This is a genomic window from Kitasatospora sp. NPDC051164, from assembly GCF_044455625.1.
In the GTDB taxonomy this organism is placed as follows: domain Bacteria; phylum Actinomycetota; class Actinomycetes; order Streptomycetales; family Streptomycetaceae; genus Kitasatospora.
This window is the reverse complement of the sequence record NZ_JBITFB010000004.1, coordinates 246,377-262,208: the sequence shown is the minus strand read 5'-3', so window position 1 is coordinate 262,208 and position 15,832 is coordinate 246,377. Positions and strand designations below refer to the sequence as shown.

The 15,832-nt window shown below is 73.9% G+C and carries 16 protein-coding genes and 1 riboswitch; of the genes, 7 read left to right on the top strand and 9 right to left on the bottom strand.

The genetic code is table 11. From position 1 onward, the window contains the following. The coding region (locus ACIBEC_RS08240) for an MFS transporter (RefSeq protein WP_396287792.1) at positions 1–1,381 on the top strand (1,381 nt) is incomplete at its 5' end. Between the two features lie 26 nt (positions 1,382–1,407). Here ACIBEC_RS08240 and ACIBEC_RS08235 read toward each other — a convergent pair. Next, on the bottom strand, positions 1,408–1,803 hold the full coding sequence (locus ACIBEC_RS08235) for a VOC family protein (protein WP_360492788.1): 396 nt from the start codon (positions 1,801–1,803) through the stop codon (positions 1,408–1,410). Between the two features lie 459 nt (positions 1,804–2,262). Here ACIBEC_RS08235 and ACIBEC_RS08230 point away from each other — a divergent pair, with 459 nt between their 5' ends. From ACIBEC_RS08230 to ACIBEC_RS08220, 3 genes are all read left to right on the top strand, one after another. Continuing rightward, positions 2,263–2,697: an NUDIX domain-containing protein gene (locus tag ACIBEC_RS08230; RefSeq protein WP_360492786.1), complete on the top strand. Its 435-nt coding sequence runs from the start codon at positions 2,263–2,265 to the stop codon at positions 2,695–2,697. Between the two features lie 340 nt (positions 2,698–3,037). Beyond that, positions 3,038–3,463, top strand: coding sequence for a helix-turn-helix domain-containing protein (locus tag ACIBEC_RS08225; protein WP_360492783.1), 426 nt, complete (start codon positions 3,038–3,040; stop codon positions 3,461–3,463). A 41-nt stretch (positions 3,464–3,504) separates the two neighbouring features. Further along, positions 3,505–3,759 carry a hypothetical protein gene (locus tag ACIBEC_RS08220; RefSeq protein ID WP_360492780.1) on the top strand — a complete coding sequence of 85 codons (255 nt, stop codon included), beginning with the start codon at positions 3,505–3,507 and terminating at the stop codon, positions 3,757–3,759. Between the two features lie 67 nt (positions 3,760–3,826). Here ACIBEC_RS08220 and ACIBEC_RS08215 read toward each other — a convergent pair whose 3' ends face one another. The 8 genes from ACIBEC_RS08215 to ACIBEC_RS08180 all read right to left on the bottom strand — a co-directional run bounded on the left by ACIBEC_RS08215 (position 3,827) and on the right by ACIBEC_RS08180 (position 12,144). Then, entirely contained in the window at positions 3,827–4,417 is a 591-nt protein-coding gene (locus tag ACIBEC_RS08215) for a hypothetical protein (RefSeq protein ID WP_360492777.1), read from the bottom strand. A gap of 44 nt (positions 4,418–4,461) precedes the next feature. Further along, entirely contained in the window at positions 4,462–5,448 is a 987-nt protein-coding gene (locus ACIBEC_RS08210; RefSeq protein ID WP_360492774.1) for an RICIN domain-containing protein, read from the bottom strand. A gap of 64 nt (positions 5,449–5,512) precedes the next feature. After that, the gene (locus ACIBEC_RS08205) at positions 5,513–6,373 is read right to left on the bottom strand and encodes an ECF transporter S component (protein ID WP_360492771.1); all 861 of its coding nucleotides are present in this window, start codon (positions 6,371–6,373) and stop codon (positions 5,513–5,515) included. A gap of 23 nt (positions 6,374–6,396) precedes the next feature. Beyond that, the gene (locus ACIBEC_RS08200; protein WP_360492768.1) at positions 6,397–8,013 is read right to left on the bottom strand and encodes an ATP-binding cassette domain-containing protein; all 1,617 of its coding nucleotides are present in this window, start codon (positions 8,011–8,013) and stop codon (positions 6,397–6,399) included. After that, positions 8,010–9,116 carry an energy-coupling factor transporter transmembrane component T gene (locus ACIBEC_RS08195; RefSeq protein ID WP_360492765.1) on the bottom strand — a complete coding sequence of 369 codons (1,107 nt, stop codon included), beginning with the start codon at positions 9,114–9,116 and terminating at the stop codon, positions 8,010–8,012. Before ACIBEC_RS08195 ends, ACIBEC_RS08200 begins: the two co-directional genes overlap by 4 nt. 46 nt (positions 9,117–9,162) lie before the next feature. After that, positions 9,163–9,927: an SCO2322 family protein gene (locus ACIBEC_RS08190; RefSeq protein WP_360492762.1), complete on the bottom strand. Its 765-nt coding sequence runs from the start codon at positions 9,925–9,927 to the stop codon at positions 9,163–9,165. Beyond that, positions 9,927–11,180, bottom strand: a complete 1,254-nt coding sequence (locus ACIBEC_RS08185) for a prenyltransferase/squalene oxidase repeat-containing protein (RefSeq protein ID WP_360492759.1) — start codon at positions 11,178–11,180, stop codon at positions 9,927–9,929. The genes ACIBEC_RS08190 and ACIBEC_RS08185 overlap by 1 nt, the downstream gene beginning before the upstream one ends. A gap of 113 nt (positions 11,181–11,293) precedes the next feature. Beyond that, positions 11,294–11,362, bottom strand: a riboswitch (cobalamin riboswitch). A 155-nt stretch (positions 11,363–11,517) separates the two neighbouring features. Next, positions 11,518–12,144 carry a TetR family transcriptional regulator gene (locus ACIBEC_RS08180; protein ID WP_360492756.1) on the bottom strand — a complete coding sequence of 209 codons (627 nt, stop codon included), beginning with the start codon at positions 12,142–12,144 and terminating at the stop codon, positions 11,518–11,520. Positions 12,145–12,409: 265 nt separating this feature from the next. On the opposite strand from ACIBEC_RS08180, the gene ACIBEC_RS08175 reads away from it, so the two are divergent. The 3 genes from ACIBEC_RS08175 (at position 12,410) to ACIBEC_RS08165 (ending at position 15,676) form a co-directional block, all read left to right on the top strand. Next, positions 12,410–13,720 (top strand): glycosyltransferase family 4 protein, encoded by a 1,311-nt coding sequence (locus tag ACIBEC_RS08175; RefSeq protein ID WP_360492754.1) that lies wholly within the window; start codon positions 12,410–12,412, stop codon positions 13,718–13,720. A gap of 154 nt (positions 13,721–13,874) precedes the next feature. Beyond that, complete coding sequence (locus tag ACIBEC_RS08170; RefSeq protein ID WP_360492751.1) at positions 13,875–14,618, top strand: class I SAM-dependent methyltransferase; 744 nt, start codon at positions 13,875–13,877, stop codon at positions 14,616–14,618. Then, positions 14,615–15,676 (top strand): prenyltransferase, encoded by a 1,062-nt coding sequence (locus ACIBEC_RS08165; RefSeq protein ID WP_360492749.1) that lies wholly within the window; start codon positions 14,615–14,617, stop codon positions 15,674–15,676. The genes ACIBEC_RS08170 and ACIBEC_RS08165 overlap by 4 nt, the downstream gene beginning before the upstream one ends. The last annotated feature ends 156 nt before the right edge of the window (positions 15,677–15,832 follow it).

Sequence of the window (15,832 nt, the reverse complement as noted above, 5' to 3'; positions counted from 1 at the left end):
CACGGTGCCCGCCTTGACCGCCCCACCCGCACCCGCCCGTTCGCGGGCCCTGCTCGGCATCGCCCTCGGCTACTTCATGGTGCTGCTCGACACCACCGTGCTCTCCGTCGCCGAACCCGATCTGGCGGCCTCACTGGGCAGCTCGACCGCCGGACTGCAGTGGGCCGTCACCGGCTACAGCGTCGCCTTCGGGGCACTGCTGCTGTCGGCCGGCGCCGCCGCCGACCGCTACGGCGCCCACCGGGCCTTCCGCTTCGGCATCGCCGCCTTCGGAGTGGGCTCGCTGCTCAGCGCGCTCGCGCCGGACATCCGGACACTGGTGCTGCTGCGCGCCGTGCTGGGCGTCGCGGCGGCGGCCTGCGTCCCGGCGAGCATGGCGCTGATCACCCGCCTCCACCCGGAGCCGGGGGCCCGGGCCCGGGCAGTCGCCGTGTGGGCGGCGGTCAGCGGCTGCGCGATGGCCTTCGGGCCGATGGTCGGCGGCGCGCTGGTCGACCTCGCCGGGTGGCGGGCGGTGTTCCTGGTCAACGTCCCGCTGGCGGTGCTGGTCCTCGCCCTGGTCGCCGGACGGGCGGTGCACTGCCCGCGCGGCGAGCGGCGCATCGACTGGCCGGCCCAGCTGGCCGCCTGCGCGACCCTCGCACTGTTCACCGACGCGCTGATCGCGCTCGGCGACACCGCGTGGTCGCACGCGGCCTGGTCGGGGGCGGGCGCCGCGGCGGCCGGCATCGCCTTCGTCCGGCGGGAGCGGCGCAGCCCGGCGCCCGTCATCCCGGCCGAAGTGCTGCGGGCACGCGGCATGGGCGCGGTGCTGCTCGCGGGTGGGGCCGTGAACTTCGCCATGCTGGGCGTGCTGTTCGTGCTGCCGCTACTGCTGCAAGGGGAGCTGCGGCTGTCGCCGACGCTGGCCGGGGTGGCGTTCCTGCCGATGACGCTGCCGCCGGGCTTCAACCCGCTGCTCACCGGACGGATCGTCGCCAAGGTCGGCCCATGGCGGCGGGTGCTCGGCGGGCTGGCACTGCTGTCGACGGGCTGCGCGGTGTTCGCGGGGGCGGTGCTGCTCGGCACGCCGTACTGGCTGCTCGCCGTGGGCCTGCTGGCGGCCGGATTCGGGGTCTCCTTCGCGCTGCCCGCGCTGGTCACCGCCGTCGTCACCACCGCACCCGAGGGCAGCGCGGGTACGGCGGGCGGCCTGCTCAACGCCGTACGGCAGGTCGGCGCGACCCTGGGGGTGGCGGTGACGGGCGCATTCGTCGGTGGCGGAGCCGCCGTCGGCGGTGGTGTCGCCGTCAGCGGTGGCGGCTCGCTCGCGGCAGCGATGCTGCTCCCGGCTGCGGTGTGCGCGGCGGCGGCGCTCACGGTGCTGCGCAGCCGCCGGTGACCGATGCACTGGCGGTTGAGCAGGAATCACGCGAGAGGCGTGAGGAAGATCCACACGTGGCCGAACGGGTCGCGGAGCATCGACTGCCGGGCACCGTACGGCATGTCGGCCGGGGGAGTGAGGAGTTCGGCGCCCGCCGCAACGGCCCGGGCGGTCAGCCCGTCCACGTCCGGAACGTAGACGTGCAGGATGACGGACGGTGCGCCGGCACCGGGCGGTGCGAACGGGGCCTCCGCGTCACCGAGCATGAGCGTGGCGCCCTGCACCTTGATCTCGGCGTGCACGATCCGCCCGCCCTCACCCTCGAGCCGGAACAGCTCGGACGCCCCGAACGCGGCGCCGTAGAAGTCGATCGCCTCGGCGGCCCCGTCGACCAAGATGTGCGGGATGACGCCGTACTTGTACTGCTCGGGAATCTCCATGCGGATCACGGTAGGCCGGTGCCGCCCAGTCAAGGATCAGGCGTAGGACCCACCGGCCCTACGCCGCTCGGCGGAGGGCTCCAGGACCTGTTCAGCGAGGCGGGGAACTCCCTTTCCGGCACAGAGCAGTTGAACTCCTGGACGGTGCCCCGTTATCCCCCAGGGGCGCGACAATGGAGAGAAGGCCGCCGGCGAGATCGGGCAGGGTGTCGCTGATCCGGCCGAAGGTGCGGCGGCTGGTCATGGTGACGTACTCGCTCTCTCGCGCGCCCAGCGTGCGCGCCCGGGGAGCACTGAGGGGTGTGCGCTTGGGCCGCCCGAACGGGTGATCGGAGGGGGCGTGCTTAACAGTCACGATCAAGCTCCTGAACTGGCATTGTGAGCAGGATCAGCTGATGGCCGGGCCGGGCCACTACGTCGTCCGACCGACAAGTTGAGTGTCCACCACAAGGAGTTGTGGTGTCCGCTACCTCCTCCGACTTCCTCACCGGCCTCGTCAGTACCGCTCGGGACGACGGCATCACCGGCGTGGTGGTCGCCGCCGTCATCAATGACGCGGGCCGGACTCTCCTCCTGCGACGCAAGCCCGACGACTTCATGGGTGGGATGTGGGAGATTCCCTCCGGAAAGGTCGAAGCCGGGGAGCGCATTCTCGAAGCTCTCCATCGCGAGACAACGGAGGAGACCGGCCTGGTCATTGACCAGGTCACCGGCTACCTCGGGCACTTCGACTACAAGAACAGCCGTGGCGGAACGACCCGCCAGTTCAACTTCGCGGTCACCGTGGAGAAGACCGAACCGGTCGTCCTCACCGAGCACGACGCCCACCAGTGGGCACGGCCCGATGACCTGCCCGAGATCAGCGAGGCTGTCCGCACGCTGATTGCGGTTTGAGCCGGAAGTCCCGCCTTCGTCCGACACTCTGGGCGTCCTTGCTCATGGTCACCACCATGTCATGAGGCGCACGGCCCAGGAGGAGGGCCCGTTCTCATCAGCCCACCAGGCTCTTCGAGCCGGTGCAGCGGTATCTGGATGGCGCTCTCGCGGGCTGACCGAGCGTCGGCTTGGAGCTCTGGATGTTCGCGCCGGGTGGTGTGCGCGTGCGCCGCCCGAATGGGTGACGGGAGTCAAGGATTGACGTCCCGTCAGGACGATACGGTGAACACTGCGCAAGAGAAAGCCCCGGCGGTGCTACCAACACCCCGGGGTATGGCACTAGGAGAAAGCCCTCCAGATGCAGATTCATCGTATCCCCAAGCATGCCCCCGGGTACACGATCCTCGACATCGGCCACGTCGTCCGTAAGCACTCGCTGAGTTGGGCGGCGTGCGGCATCCTGGGCTATCTGCTCAGCCTGCCGGATGGGGCGCGGGAGGACGTTCGCACGCTCGCGGCGAAGAGCCTGGAGGGGCGGGCGACTGTGGCCCGGGCGCTGCGGGAGCTGGAGGCGGCCGGGCACTACGTCCGGCGGACGCAGCGGGATCCCGTCACCGGGCAGGTGCGGATGGACGTTTCGGTCCACGAGCAGCCGGTGGTGGGGAAGGCGGTTCACACCGTGCCGCCGCTTCCCGTTCCCCCGGCCGCCGGGGTGCTGGAGCTGGGGCGGCAGGCGGCGGGAACGCGGGAAGCCCTTCCAAGGAGCCGAAGGTCAAGGACGTGAAAGAACCTTCCGTCCGTCCTTCCGAGAAGTTGACGGCCGGCATGGCCCTGCTGCTGGACCTCGGGCGCCGGGAGCCCCGGATGGCGTTGGCGGGGAAGCCGCTGTCCGACCAGGCCGCGCGGGTGGAGGGGCTGCTCGCGGGTGGCTGGACGAGAGAAGCGCTGGCGGGGATTCTGGCCGCGCCCCTGCCGCAGACGGTCACGCACAGCGTGGGGGCGATCCTGGCGGGGCGGTTGGCGAAAGTGCCGGCTGTTTCCGGCGGCACCGATGACGGCGGACGGGCCGCGCCGACATGAGTGCTCCGGGCGGGGCGGGATGTGCGGGCGGCCCGTCGCGAGTGCCGGGCAGAGGTGCGGCCGGTGCTCACCAGGTCAGGAAGCCGGGCAGCTCGGTGACGGGCGGGAGCGGTGCGTCCGCCGGTAGCGGGCGGATCTGGACGTAGGCGTGCTCGAACTGCGAGTAGGAGAAGCCGTCGAGGCCCGGCGCGACGACCAGGATGCTGCCTCCTCGGCGCCAGATCCGGTATCGCCAGCGGTAGCCTTCGTGTGTCACGTCCTCGTCGGGCGGGCCGAGCAGTGCGGTGAACTGCTCGGCCACGGCGTCCAGTTGGGTGCCGAACGTACCGGCCGGCGGGTCGACGAGGCTCCGCCAGCCGGGCTGCTCCGCCCAGAAGTCCTCCGTCCACGCCCCGTCGGGGTGGATCCAGTACTCGTACGCGAACGGCATGGCGAGGCGGTCGTCGCCGTACACGAGGTGTCCGGCGGGCGTGTACGCCTTCTCGTTGAACTCGCCGAGGTAGTCGCCGGTCGAGCGCCAGCCGGCGCTCACCATGGCCTTCTCGGTGATCTCGGGGTCCTCCCAATCGAGTTCCACCATCCCGGCGATCTGCTCGGCCAGTTCGGGCGTGACCGGGCAGACTGCGACGGTCCAGGGCGACTCTTCCTCGTCGGACACGTGGGGGACTCCGTTCTGCGGTGGCGTACAGGCGTTCACCCTACTCAGAGCGTGTCGCGGACCTCGATGGAGCCGCGGTCCACCACGAACCTCTGGTTGGGGTTGGTGACGTCGCAGCCGTACAGGAAGACGTTGTCGCCGTTGGTGCGGGACGACCCGACGTCGACGCACATCTCCTCGCCGCTGCCGACCGTCCGCTGCAGGACGAGCGCGCCGCGACGCAGCAGCCAGGTCTGGTTGGCGCCGGCGGCCTGGCTGTACTCGCACGCCCAGATGCGGACGACGTCGCCGTTCACACCGGTGTAGTCGGCGTCGAGGCACATCTCCTGCGCCGTACCGACGGTGTCGGCGACCTTCACCCTCCCGTCGTCCAGGACGAAGCGCTGGTTGGTGTGGTCGAGGCAGTCCCACACCCGGACGTTGTCGGCGTTGTAGCGGGTGCTGCCGACGTCCAGGCACTTGCCGGTCGTCACCCGGGGTGGGGTGGCGACGGTGAGGGTGCCGTCGGTGATGGTGTACTCGGTGGTGCTGCCGGGGTTGGTGTAGCGGAAGGTGCCGTTGCCGCGCGGGAGCGTGGTGTCCGACGGCGCGGACGGGTTGACGGTGACCAGTGGGGAGAAGCGGAAGTAGCCGTTGGACGGCCAGCCGCTGTTGCCGCCGTTGAGGCCGTAGCCCTCGCAGGTGAGGGTGCGGTTGCCGTTGCTCGGCGCGCATCCCCGCAGGCCGACGTTGTTGTAGGCCCACGAGGACCCGTCGCTGCTGTACTGCGTGGGGACGGTGGACTGCGCCGGGAAGGTGGTGTTCCCCGGGGCCGTGAAGACGGCGGTCATGCCGGAGGGCGGGAGCAGCCCCGCGCCGCCGGTGTTCTGGTACGTCCACGGCACGGCGCCGGTCCGGCCGGGCGCGATGGTGGCGGTGGTGGGGACGTCGCGGCCGATGAAGGTGACGGCCGCGGCGGGGGAGGCGAGGGCGGCGGCGAGGGTGAGGGTCGTCGCGACGATGGTCGTCGTACGGGCGAGGGTTCGGATCACGCTCGCGATGATCGTGGACGAACGGGGGCATCACGGGCGCACGGCACGCCAGGGGAGCGGCGGTTCACCCTTCCGGTGGCCGGAACGCGACGGGCGCGTCGAAGGCGGCCCGCCGGGTCGCCCGGCGCAGGGCGCGCAGCACCGGGGTGCCGAGGGCGAGGCACAGGACGACGGTCAGCACGGCGCGCGGCAGGTCCCAACCCAGCGAGGTGGTGAGGCAGTAGGCGGCGAAGCGGACCAGGTTGGCGGGCAGAGAGTCGCCCGGGACGAAGGAGATGGAGCCGGCCAGGCCGCCGATGTACGGCCAGCCCTGCAGGTTCATGATGGTGCCGTACAGCACGGCCGACACCGCCCCGTACCCGGCGAGCAGCAGCAGTTCGCGGCGGCCGCGCAACGAAGCGGCGCCCGGCAGCAGCCCCGCGCCGAGGCAGACCCAGCCCATCGCCAGCATCTGGAACGGCAGCCACGGCCCGACCCCGCCCGTCAGCAGCGCGGAGGCGAACATCGACAACGAGCCCAGGACGAAGCCGAATCCGGGGCCGAGCACCCGCCCGGAGAGCACCATCAGGAAGAACATCGGCTCCAGCCCGGCCGTGCCCGCGCCGAGCGGGCGCAGGGCCGCGCCCGCCGCGGCCAGGACGCCGAGCAGCGCGACGGACTTGGCGTCCAGCCCGGGCGCGCCGCCACCCGCCGAGCGACCCTCGGAGATCTGCGCGATGACGACGGCGAGCAGCAGGGGCAGGAGCAGCGCGAACAGCCATGGCGCGTCGGTGGAGTGGCCGACCAGCGCCGATTTGGTGGAGGCGAGCAGCGGCCAGCCGAAGGCGGCGACGCCGACCAGCGAGGTCAACGACAGTGCCGCGACGGACCGGCGGCCGAGAGGGACCGGACGGTTCATGCGCCGCTCGGAGGCCGGACGGTTCATGCGCCGATCGGGGGCCGGACGGTTCATGCGCCGATCGCCTCCGCGTCGATCGCCGCCGCGACCTGCCCCACGGTGAGCCACGGCCCCGGCGCCAGCACCTTGGCGACCTGCGGGGCGAAGGCGGGGGAGGAGACCACGACCTCCGCCGTCGGCCCGTCGGCGACGATCTCGCCCTCGGCCAGGATCACCGTGCGGTGGGCGAGTTCGGCGGCCAGTTCGACGTCGTGCGTGGCCAGCAGGACCGCGTGGCCCTCGACGGCGAGGCCGCGCAGGATCTCCACCAGCCGGGCCTTGGCGGCGTAGTCGAGGCCGCGGGTCGGCTCGTCCAGGAGCAGCAGCGGGGGTCGGGCGGTGAGGACGACGGCGAGGGCGAGGGTGAGCCGCTGGCCCTCGGAGAGGTCGCGCGGGTGGGCGGCGTCGGCGATGCCGGGCAGCAGGCGCTCGACGAGGGCGCGGCAGGTGCCGGGCTCGGTGCCCGCGTCGGCGTCGGCCGCCGCGCACTCGGCGGCGACCGACTCGCCGTACAGCAGGTCGCGCGGGTCCTGCGGGACGAGGCCGACCTGGCGGATCAGTTCGGCGGGCCGGGTGCGGTGCGGGGTGCGGCCGCCGACCCGGACGCTGCCGGAGGCGGGGGCGTGCAGGCCGACCAGGGCGCCCAGCAGGGTGGACTTGCCGGCGCCGTTGCGGCCCATCAGGGCGGTGATCTCGCCGGGGTGGAGGGAGAGGTCCACGCCGCGCAGGGCCTGGACGGGGCCGCGTCGCACGGCGAGACGGTCCGAAACGGCAAGGGGGGAGCCGGTGGTGACACCGGCAGCGGACGGCGCGCGGCCGTCGAGGCGCTCCCGCAGCGTCGCCGCCTTGCGCCGTGCGTCGCGCACCGACAACGGCAGGGGGCGCCAGCCGGCGAGCCGGCCGAGGCCGACGACGGGCGGGTGCACCGGCGAGTGCGCCATCACCTCGGCGGGCTCGCCCAGGACCGGGGGCGCGCCCGGGGTCAGCAGCAGTACCTGGTCGGCGTACTGGACGACCCGCTCCAGCCGGTGTTCGGCCATCAGGACGGTGGTGCCGAGGTCGTGGACCAGCCGTTGTAGGACGGCCAGGACTTCCTCGGCCGCGCCCGGGTCGAGGGCCGAGGTGGGCTCGTCCAGGACCAGCACCCGCGGGTGCACGGTGAGTACGGAGCCGATCGCGACGCGCTGCTGCTGGCCGCCGGAGAGGGAGCCCAGCGCGCGGTCGCGCAGGTCGGCGAGGCCGAGCAGGTCGAGGGTCTCCTCGACCCGTCGGCGCATCACGTCGCCCGGCAGGCCCAACGACTCCATGCCGTAGGCGAGTTCGTCCTCCACGGTGTCGGTGACGAAGTGCGCCAGCGGGTCCTGTCCCACCGTGCCGACCAGGTCGGCGAGTTCGCGCGGCCGGTGCTCGCGGGTGTCCCGGCCGCCGACGGTGACCCGGCCGTGCAGGACACCGCCGGTGAAGTGCGGCACCAGGCCGCTGACCGTCCCCAGCAGGGTCGACTTGCCGGAGCCCGACGGGCCCACCAGCAGGCAGAGTTCACCCTCGGGGACGGTGAGGTCGACGCCGTCCAGGGCGGGCGCGGCGGAGTCCTCGTACCGGACGGAGACCTGCTCGAAGGTGATCACGATGCCCTCCGGGGCGGGGTCGGGGCGGCAAACGCCGGCACCAGGCCGAGCAGGACGGCCAGGACGGCGGCCAGCGGCAGTGGGGGAACGGTCGGCGGGACGACGATGGGGGCGAAGGCGACGGGGTCATGCGCGGCCAGGTAGGTGGTGAGGGCGGCCACGGCGGCGCCCGAACCGGCGGTCAGCCACTCGGGCAGCGCCCAAGGGTCCGGCCGGTAACGGGTTCTGACGGATCGTCGGCTGCCGAGCAGCAGCCCGGCGAAGGCGGCGGCCAGGCCGAGCAGCAGCACGGGCAGCGCCCAGCCGGCACCTCCGGCGGTCAGCAGCCCGTACGCGGCCAGGCAGACCCCGAGCAGCCCGGCCAGGGTGAGCGCCGCCGTGGTCCGGGCGAGCCGGCGCGGGACGTCGGCGGTGCGGCCGAACCCCCGGGTGTCCATCGCGGCGGCCAGCGCGACGGACCGCTCCAACGCGCCCTCCAGCACCGGCAGTCCGACACTCAGCACGGCCGCGACGCCCCGGTCCGTACGGCCGCGCAGCCGCCGCGCGGCGCGCAGCCGGCGGACGTCCGCGACCAGGTTCGGCGCGAAGGTCATCGCCACCACCACCGCCACGCCCGCCTCGTAGAGCGCGCCGGGCAGGGTGCGCAGCAGCCGGGCTGGGCTGGCCAGGGAGTTGGCGGCGCCGACGCAGACCAGCAGGGTGGCCAGGCGCAGCCCGTCGTACAGCGCCGCGAGCAGGCCCTCGACGGTCACCGGGCCGCCGATCCGCACACCCTGCGCCCAGGTGGGAAGCGGCACTTCGGGCAGCGTGAACAGCACATGGGTGCCGGGGATCGGCGAGCCGAGGAAGACGGCGAACACCAGCCGGATGCCGAGCACCAGCAGGCCCAGCCGCAGGAAGGCCCCGTACGACCGCGACCAGGGCGCGTCGCCGCGCCGGGCCGCGACCACGTACCCGGCGACGGTGGCGAGCAGCAGCAGGATCGCCGGGTTGGTGGTGCGGGTCGCCGCCGCGCCCAGTCCGAGCGCCCACAACCACCAGGCCCCGGGGTGCAGTTGGCGGGGGCCGGTGGGCGGTCGGGTGCTGCGGGGGGTGCTGCTCACGGGGACTTCCTGGAGGGGTGCGGTCTTCCTGGCGGGGTGGCTCGGGTCAGGACTGACGGCGGCGGCGCGCCTGCCGGACGGCGTCGCCGACGAGGCCGGCGACCAGCACGCCACCGGCGATCAGCCCGATGTCCGGGCCGCTGTCGCTGTCGCCGCCACTGGCGCCGCGGTGGCCGGCGGACGTGCCGCCGCTGCCCGGCTGCGCGGCGCCCGCCGCGCCGACCTGGTCGGCGCAGCCCGCCGTCGGGTACCCGGCGATGGCGCACAGCAGGCCGTTGGTGTCGTACCGCAGCGGCGGAGCGACGGCCGCCAGCACTTCGGCGGAGGTGGCGCGCGGCGCGACACTGGCGCACACCGTGCGCGGCTCGGGCACCGATCCGGCAGCTGATCCGGTGGCCGATCCAGCAGGTGATCCGACGTCCTCGGCGGTCCCGAAGTCCAGCACGACGGCCACCCGCTTGCGCCCCTCCTGCGCGGGCGTCTGCGCACAGATGTCCGCGAAGCTCCCGGCCGTGCGCGGCTTCGCGGCGTCCTGCCCGCCGTCCGGACTCACCGCGAACCGCCACCCGTCCACGGCCGCGTCCGGCGGCACCGCGATCGCCGGGCCCTGCTGCTGGTACGCCCAGCCTCCGCCCTCGGCGCCGCGCCAGAACGACCAGTACCGGTACCCCGCCGCCTCCGCGGGCGCGGCACCGGCGAACACCGGCAGCGCCCCGACCAGCGGCAGCAGCAGCGCGGCGAGGCCCCGCCCGGATGGAGGGGCGGCGCGGACGGCGGGGCGGACGGCGCGGCGGCGGGGTGCGCGGCGCATCAGAGGTTCGGGTTGCGCTTGCGCTGGAGGCTGAGGAGGAGGCCGCCGCCGAGGCCGATGAGGAGGCCGACGCCGATGACCCAGTACTGACCGATGCCGTCGTGCTTCTTCTTCGCCGGGGTGGCCTCGTCCGAGGTGGCGGCGGTGGCCTTGGGGGCGGGGCCGAGGGCGGTGAGCTTGCCGGTGAGGTCGGAGGTCGCGCGGTGGTCGGCCTGGGCGACCAGGAGGAGGGTGGCGGTGGCGCCGGCGTCGGTGCCGTTCTTGGTCCAGGTGGCTTCCTGCTGCTCGAGCCAGTCGGCGGCGTCGGAGGCCTGGTCGGGGTGGCCGCTCTGGATGAGGGCGAGGGCGGCCCAGGCGGTCGCGGTGTAGTCGGGGGTCGGGGCGGCGCCCGGGGTGGTGAGGGTGAGGTGGTTGCCGCCGGCCGTGAGCTGGGCGGAGAGGTAGGCGCCGGCGGCCTCGCCCGACTCGGCGTGCGGGACGGTGGCGGGCGCGGAGCCGTCGGAGCAGGCGAGGGGCTTGGGCTCGGTGTCGGCGCGCACCGAGCCGGCGACCGGCAGGTGTCCGCCCGCGGCGGCGAGGGAGGCCTGGCCGCTGGCCAGGGCGTTGGGGGCGAGGGCGCCGGTGGCGGCGTCCGGCTGGTAGGCGAAGGCGCCGCGCTGGTCGGCGGGGGCGCTGCAGCCGAGCTGGAAGGCGGCGAGGCCGTCGAACGCGTTCTTTCCCGCACCGGAGCCGGGCTTGGCGACGCTCGCCGGGTCGGTCCGGGCGGCGAACAGCGCGTTGACGGCGAGTCCGGTGGAGTTGGCGTCGCCGGGGCTGCCCGGGTTGTAGGCCCAGCTCCCGTCGGCGTTCTGGTTGGCCTTGAGCCAGGCGACGCCCTTGTCGACGGCCGGCTGGTGTCCGCCGAGGGCGACGAGGGCCTGGATGGCGACGGCGGTGGCGTTGCTGTCCTCGGTCTTGGGGTCGCAGGCCGCGCCGGCCGCGCGGTAGGAGGGCCAGCCGCCGTCCTCGCACTGCTGGCCGGTGAGCCAGCCGACCGCCGAGTCGGCCGGGGTGACCTTGGCCGCGGTCAGCGCGGTGAGCGCCAGCGACTGCCGCCACACACCGTCGTACGTCGGGTCGCTCTTCCCGTACAGGCCGTCGGGGACGGCGGCCGGGGTCGGCGAGGGGCTGTCGGCCAGGGCCGGTCCGGCGGCGACGCCGGCGAGGAGCGCGGCGGACAGGGCGGCGGCGCCCAGGCGGGCGGCGGTGAGCATGGTGCTGGTGTGCCTTTCGGTGAGCGGTGGTGGCCCTGGCGGGGGCCGTTCCGTAGTCCTCGACGGTGCCGGGCGCGTGCGTCCGGGCCGGCCGCTCGCCCCGCCCCGGGCGCTCCGACTCGTCCGGTGACCAAGGGGGACCGGGCTCACGGTTGCGGGGTCAGCGCCGGATTCGCACCGGCTTTCCCCGGGGGAGGAGCGGGATGGAGTTGTGCTGCCCGTCGACTCTAGCCGCCGGGCCGCGCCGGGTGTCCCCTCCGTGGCAGGAACAGGTTCCAGTCGGGGGCCGTTCACGGCCGGGCGATCGAAGGGCGATCCCAGGGCGGTCAGGGACTGTTCACGGGAGAGTGAGCAGCCGGGCCGCGGTGTGCAGGTCGGCCCGGACCTCGGCGATCGAGGCACGCCCGGAGAGCCAGGCGACGAGCGCCGAGTGCCAGGTGTGCTCGATCACCCGCACCGCCGCGCGCTGGCTCTCGCTGGGCGGGCCGGACTGGCCGATGGCGTCCAGGATGAGCTGTCCGGTGGCCACGCTGACCTGGTCCACCTCGGCGCCGACCGAGCGGTCCGCGAAGGACAGGGCCCGGACCATCGCCTCGGCGAGCAGCGGCTCGCGCTGCAACGCGTGGAAGGCCCGGGTGAGGGTGTCGGCGACCCGCAGGGCGGGCTCCGCCTCGAGCGGCGGGTGCCGCCGGATGTGTTCGTGCAGGCCTTGCAGCTGCTCCAGCATCACCGCGACCAGCAGGTGCACCTTGGACGGGAAGTACCGGTACAGCGTGCCCAGCGCGACCTGGGCGCTCTCCGCGACCTCCCGCATCTGCACGGCCTCGTACCCGCCGCGGGCGGCCAGCGCGGTGGCGGCTCGCAGGATCCGCCGGCGGCGCTCGGCCTGCCGGGTGGTCAGCGGCAGCTCACCGGGCCGGGGCGCCACGGGGCTCGGGGTGAGGTGCTCGGTCGACGGCGGCAAGGGTGCTCCCGGGCGGGCGAGAGTGGCGGTGTGCTCCACTGGTCGGCAAGAGTTCGGCAGAGGGCGCCGACAGGGTCGTCGGCAGGGTTCGGCGGGCGTCGGCGTGGCGGGAATCACCAGCCCTGGCTCCTGAGGAAAAGCTACGGGCCGGTATCTTCGAGGTCTCTCATTGTTCACGTGGTCGACGACGAGTTCCCCAGCCACTGAAACCTGATCTACTTTAGCGACCGGCAGCACAGATAGCAGCTAGAGATGAGGGCCCAGGATGACCGCGCAGCCGCTGCGGATTGCCCTGCTGTCGTACCGCGGGGACCCCTTCTGCGGCGGTCAGGGCGTGTACGTACGGCACCTCTCCCGTGAGCTGGCCAGGCTCGGCCACCACGTGGACGTGATCGGCGCCCAGCCCTACCCGGTGCTGGACGAGGTCGAGGGCCCTGGTTCGGTGCGTCTGGTGGAGCTGCCCAGCCTGGACCTCTACCGGGCCGACGACCCGTTCCGCACCCCCGCCCGCGGCGAGTTCCGCGGCCCGGTGGACGCCCTGGAGTTCGCCACCATGCGCACCGGCGGCTTCCCTGAGCCGCTGACCTTCTCGCTGCGCGCCCGCCGGTACCTGGCCGCCCACAAGGGCCGCTACGACGTGGTGCACGACAACCAGACCCTCGGCTACGGCCTGCTGGGCCTGGCCCGGTACGGCTTCCCGCTGGTCACCACGATCCACCACCCGATCACCGTGGACCGACAGCTGGAGCTGGACGCGGCCGGCACCCGGCTCAAGCGGCTGTCGCTGCGCCGCTGGTACGCCTTTACCCGGATGCAGCGCCGGGTCGCCGCCCGGCTGGACCGCGTGATCACCGTCTCCGGCACCTCGCAGCGCGAGATCGCCGAGCACCTGGGCGCCGCGCCCGGCGCGATCTCGGTGGTGCCGATCGGCGCCGACACCCGGCTCTGGTCGCCCTCGGACGCGGTCGAGCGGGTGCCCGGCCGGATCGTCACCACCTCCAGCGCCGACGTGCCGCTGAAGGGCCTGGTCTTCCTGGTCGAGGCGCTCGCCAAGGTCCGTACCGAGCGGGACGCCCACCTGGTGGTCGTCGGCAAGCCGCAGAAGGAGGACGGGCCGGTGGCCGAGGCGGTGCGCCGCTTCGGGCTGGAGGAGTGCATCGAGTTCCGCAGCGGCCTGACCGACGGCGAGCTGGTCGACCTGTACCGCTCGGCCGAGGTGGCCTGCGTCCCGTCGCTGTACGAGGGCTTCTCGCTGCCCGCCGCCGAGGCGATGGCCACCGGCACCCCGCTGGTCGCCACCACGGGCGGGGCGATCCCCGAGGTCGCCGGACCGGACGGGGAGACCTGCCTGGCCGTGCCGCCGGGCGAGGCGGACTCGCTGGCCGCCGCGCTCGGCCGACTGCTGGACGACCCGGAGCTGCGCGCCGAGTTGGGCGCGGCCGGTCGCGAGCGGGTGCTGGCCCGGTTCACCTGGGAGCGGGCCGCCGAGCTGACCGCCGAGGCCTACCGCGCGGCGATCGCCACCGGTGTCGGCGCCCGGGCCCGCTCCGGGCCCGGCTGGCGGTACGTGGCCTAGCTCGGCGGTACCTGGCCCAGCCCGGCGGTGCGCGGCCGCCCGATACCCAGCCGGGCCGCCGCCCCGAGGCGGTGCGCGCGTCGCCCGCTCGAGCGTGATGAAGCATGACGAAGCGTCAAGAACGCTTGGTAGCAATAGGAATGGGAGTCCTGCAGTGCTGACCGTCGATTTCTCGCGCTTCCCGCTCGCCCCCGGCGACCGGGTGCTCGACCTGGGCTGCGGCGGGGGCCGGCACGCGTTCGAGTGCTACCGCCGCGGCGCCAATGTGATCGCCCTCGACCAGAACACCGAGGAGATCGCCGAGGTCACGAAGTGGTTCGCGGCGATGGAGCAGGCCGGTGAGGCTCCCGAGGGCGCGTCGGCGGTCGCGATGGAGGGCAACGCGCTGGCGCTGCCGTTCGAGGACGAGTACTTCGACAAGATCATCATCTCCGAGGTGATGGAGCACATCCCCGACGACAAGGGCGTGCTCAACGAGATGTTCCGCGTCCTCAAGCCGGGCGGCCTGCTCGCCGTCACGGTGCCGCGCTGGCTGCCCGAGAAGATCTGCTGGGCGCTGTCCGACGAGTACCACGAGGTCGAGGGCGGCCACATCCGCATCTACCGGGGCGACGAGCTGCTCGGCAAGCTCAAGGACGCCGGCCTGGAGCCGTACGGCACCCACCACGCGCACGCGCTGCACTCGCCGTACTGGTGGATCAAGTGCGCGGTCGGCGTGAACAACGACAAGGCGCTGCCGGTCAAGGCCTACCACCAGCTGCTGGTCTGGGACATCGTCGGCACCCCGGTCATCAGCAGCCTCACCAAGGCCGCCGAGCGGGCGCTCAACCCGGTCATCGGCAAGAGCTTCGTCGCTTACGCCTCCAAGCCCAACCGCACCCCGGGCGGCGCGGCGTGACCGCCGCCGTCCCCGAGGTGCTGCTCCTGGACGGGGTGCTCGACGCCGAGCAGGCCGCCGACACCGTGCGCAGCATCCTCGCCGAGCAGCGCCCCGACGGCGCCATACCGTGGTTCGCCGGCCACCACCTGGACCCCTGGGACCACACCGAGGCCGCGATGGCCCTCGACACGGCCGGCGAGCACGCCGCCGCCGAGGCCGCCTACCGCTGGCTCGCCGCCAGCCAGAACCCGGACGGCTCCTGGTACGCCGCCTACACCGACGGCGTGGTCACCGACCGGGCCAAGGAGAGCAACTTCTGCGCCTACGTGGCGGTCGGGGTCTGGCACCACCACCTCAGCAGCGGCGACGACGCCTTCCTGGAGTGGATCTGGCCGGTCGTCCGGCGCGCCCTGGACTTCATCGTCTCGCTGCGGCTGCCCGGCGGCCCGATCGCCTGGCGGGTCGACGACGACGGCACCGCCACCGACGAGGCGCTGCTCACCGGCTCGTCCAGCATCCTGCACGCGCTGCGCTGCGGCCTGGCCATCGCCGACTACCTGGAGGAGCCGCAGCCCGACTGGGAGCTCGCGGCCGGCCGGCTGCGGCACGCCATCGCCCATCACCCCGAGCGGTTCCTGGACAAGGGCCGCTACTCGATGGACTGGTACTACCCGGTGCTCGGCACCGGCCTGCGCGGCGACGCGGCGCTGGCCCGGATCGAGCGGGACTGGGAGCGCTTCGTCGTCCCCGGCCTCGGCGTGCGCTGCGTCAGCGACCGCCCCTGGGTGACCGGCGGCGAGAGCGCCGAACTGGCCCTCGCGCTCTGGGCGATCGGGCAGTCCGACCGCGCGGTGGACATCCTGCGCTGGATCCAGCAGCACCTGCGGCACGAGGACGGCTCGTACTGGACCGGGTACGTGTTCGAGGACGACGCGATCTGGCCGGAGGAGCGCACCACCTGGACGGCCGGGGCGCTGCTGCTCGCGGTGGCCGCGCTCGGCGGGGACCCGGCGACGGTCGCGGTCTTCGGCGGGGACCAACTGCCCGCCGGGCTGGTGGTCCAGGACTGCTGCTGAGCGCACGCAGGCACGGAAGCCGCGGCTCGGCGCACGCACACGGAAGGGGGGGGGCCCGCGGACCCCCCCCCCCCCCGCCCGGGGGGCGGCCCCGGCCGGCACCCCCGCCGGGGGCCCGGGGGGGGGGTGCGCACACCCAGGGTGGCGGGCGCCCCC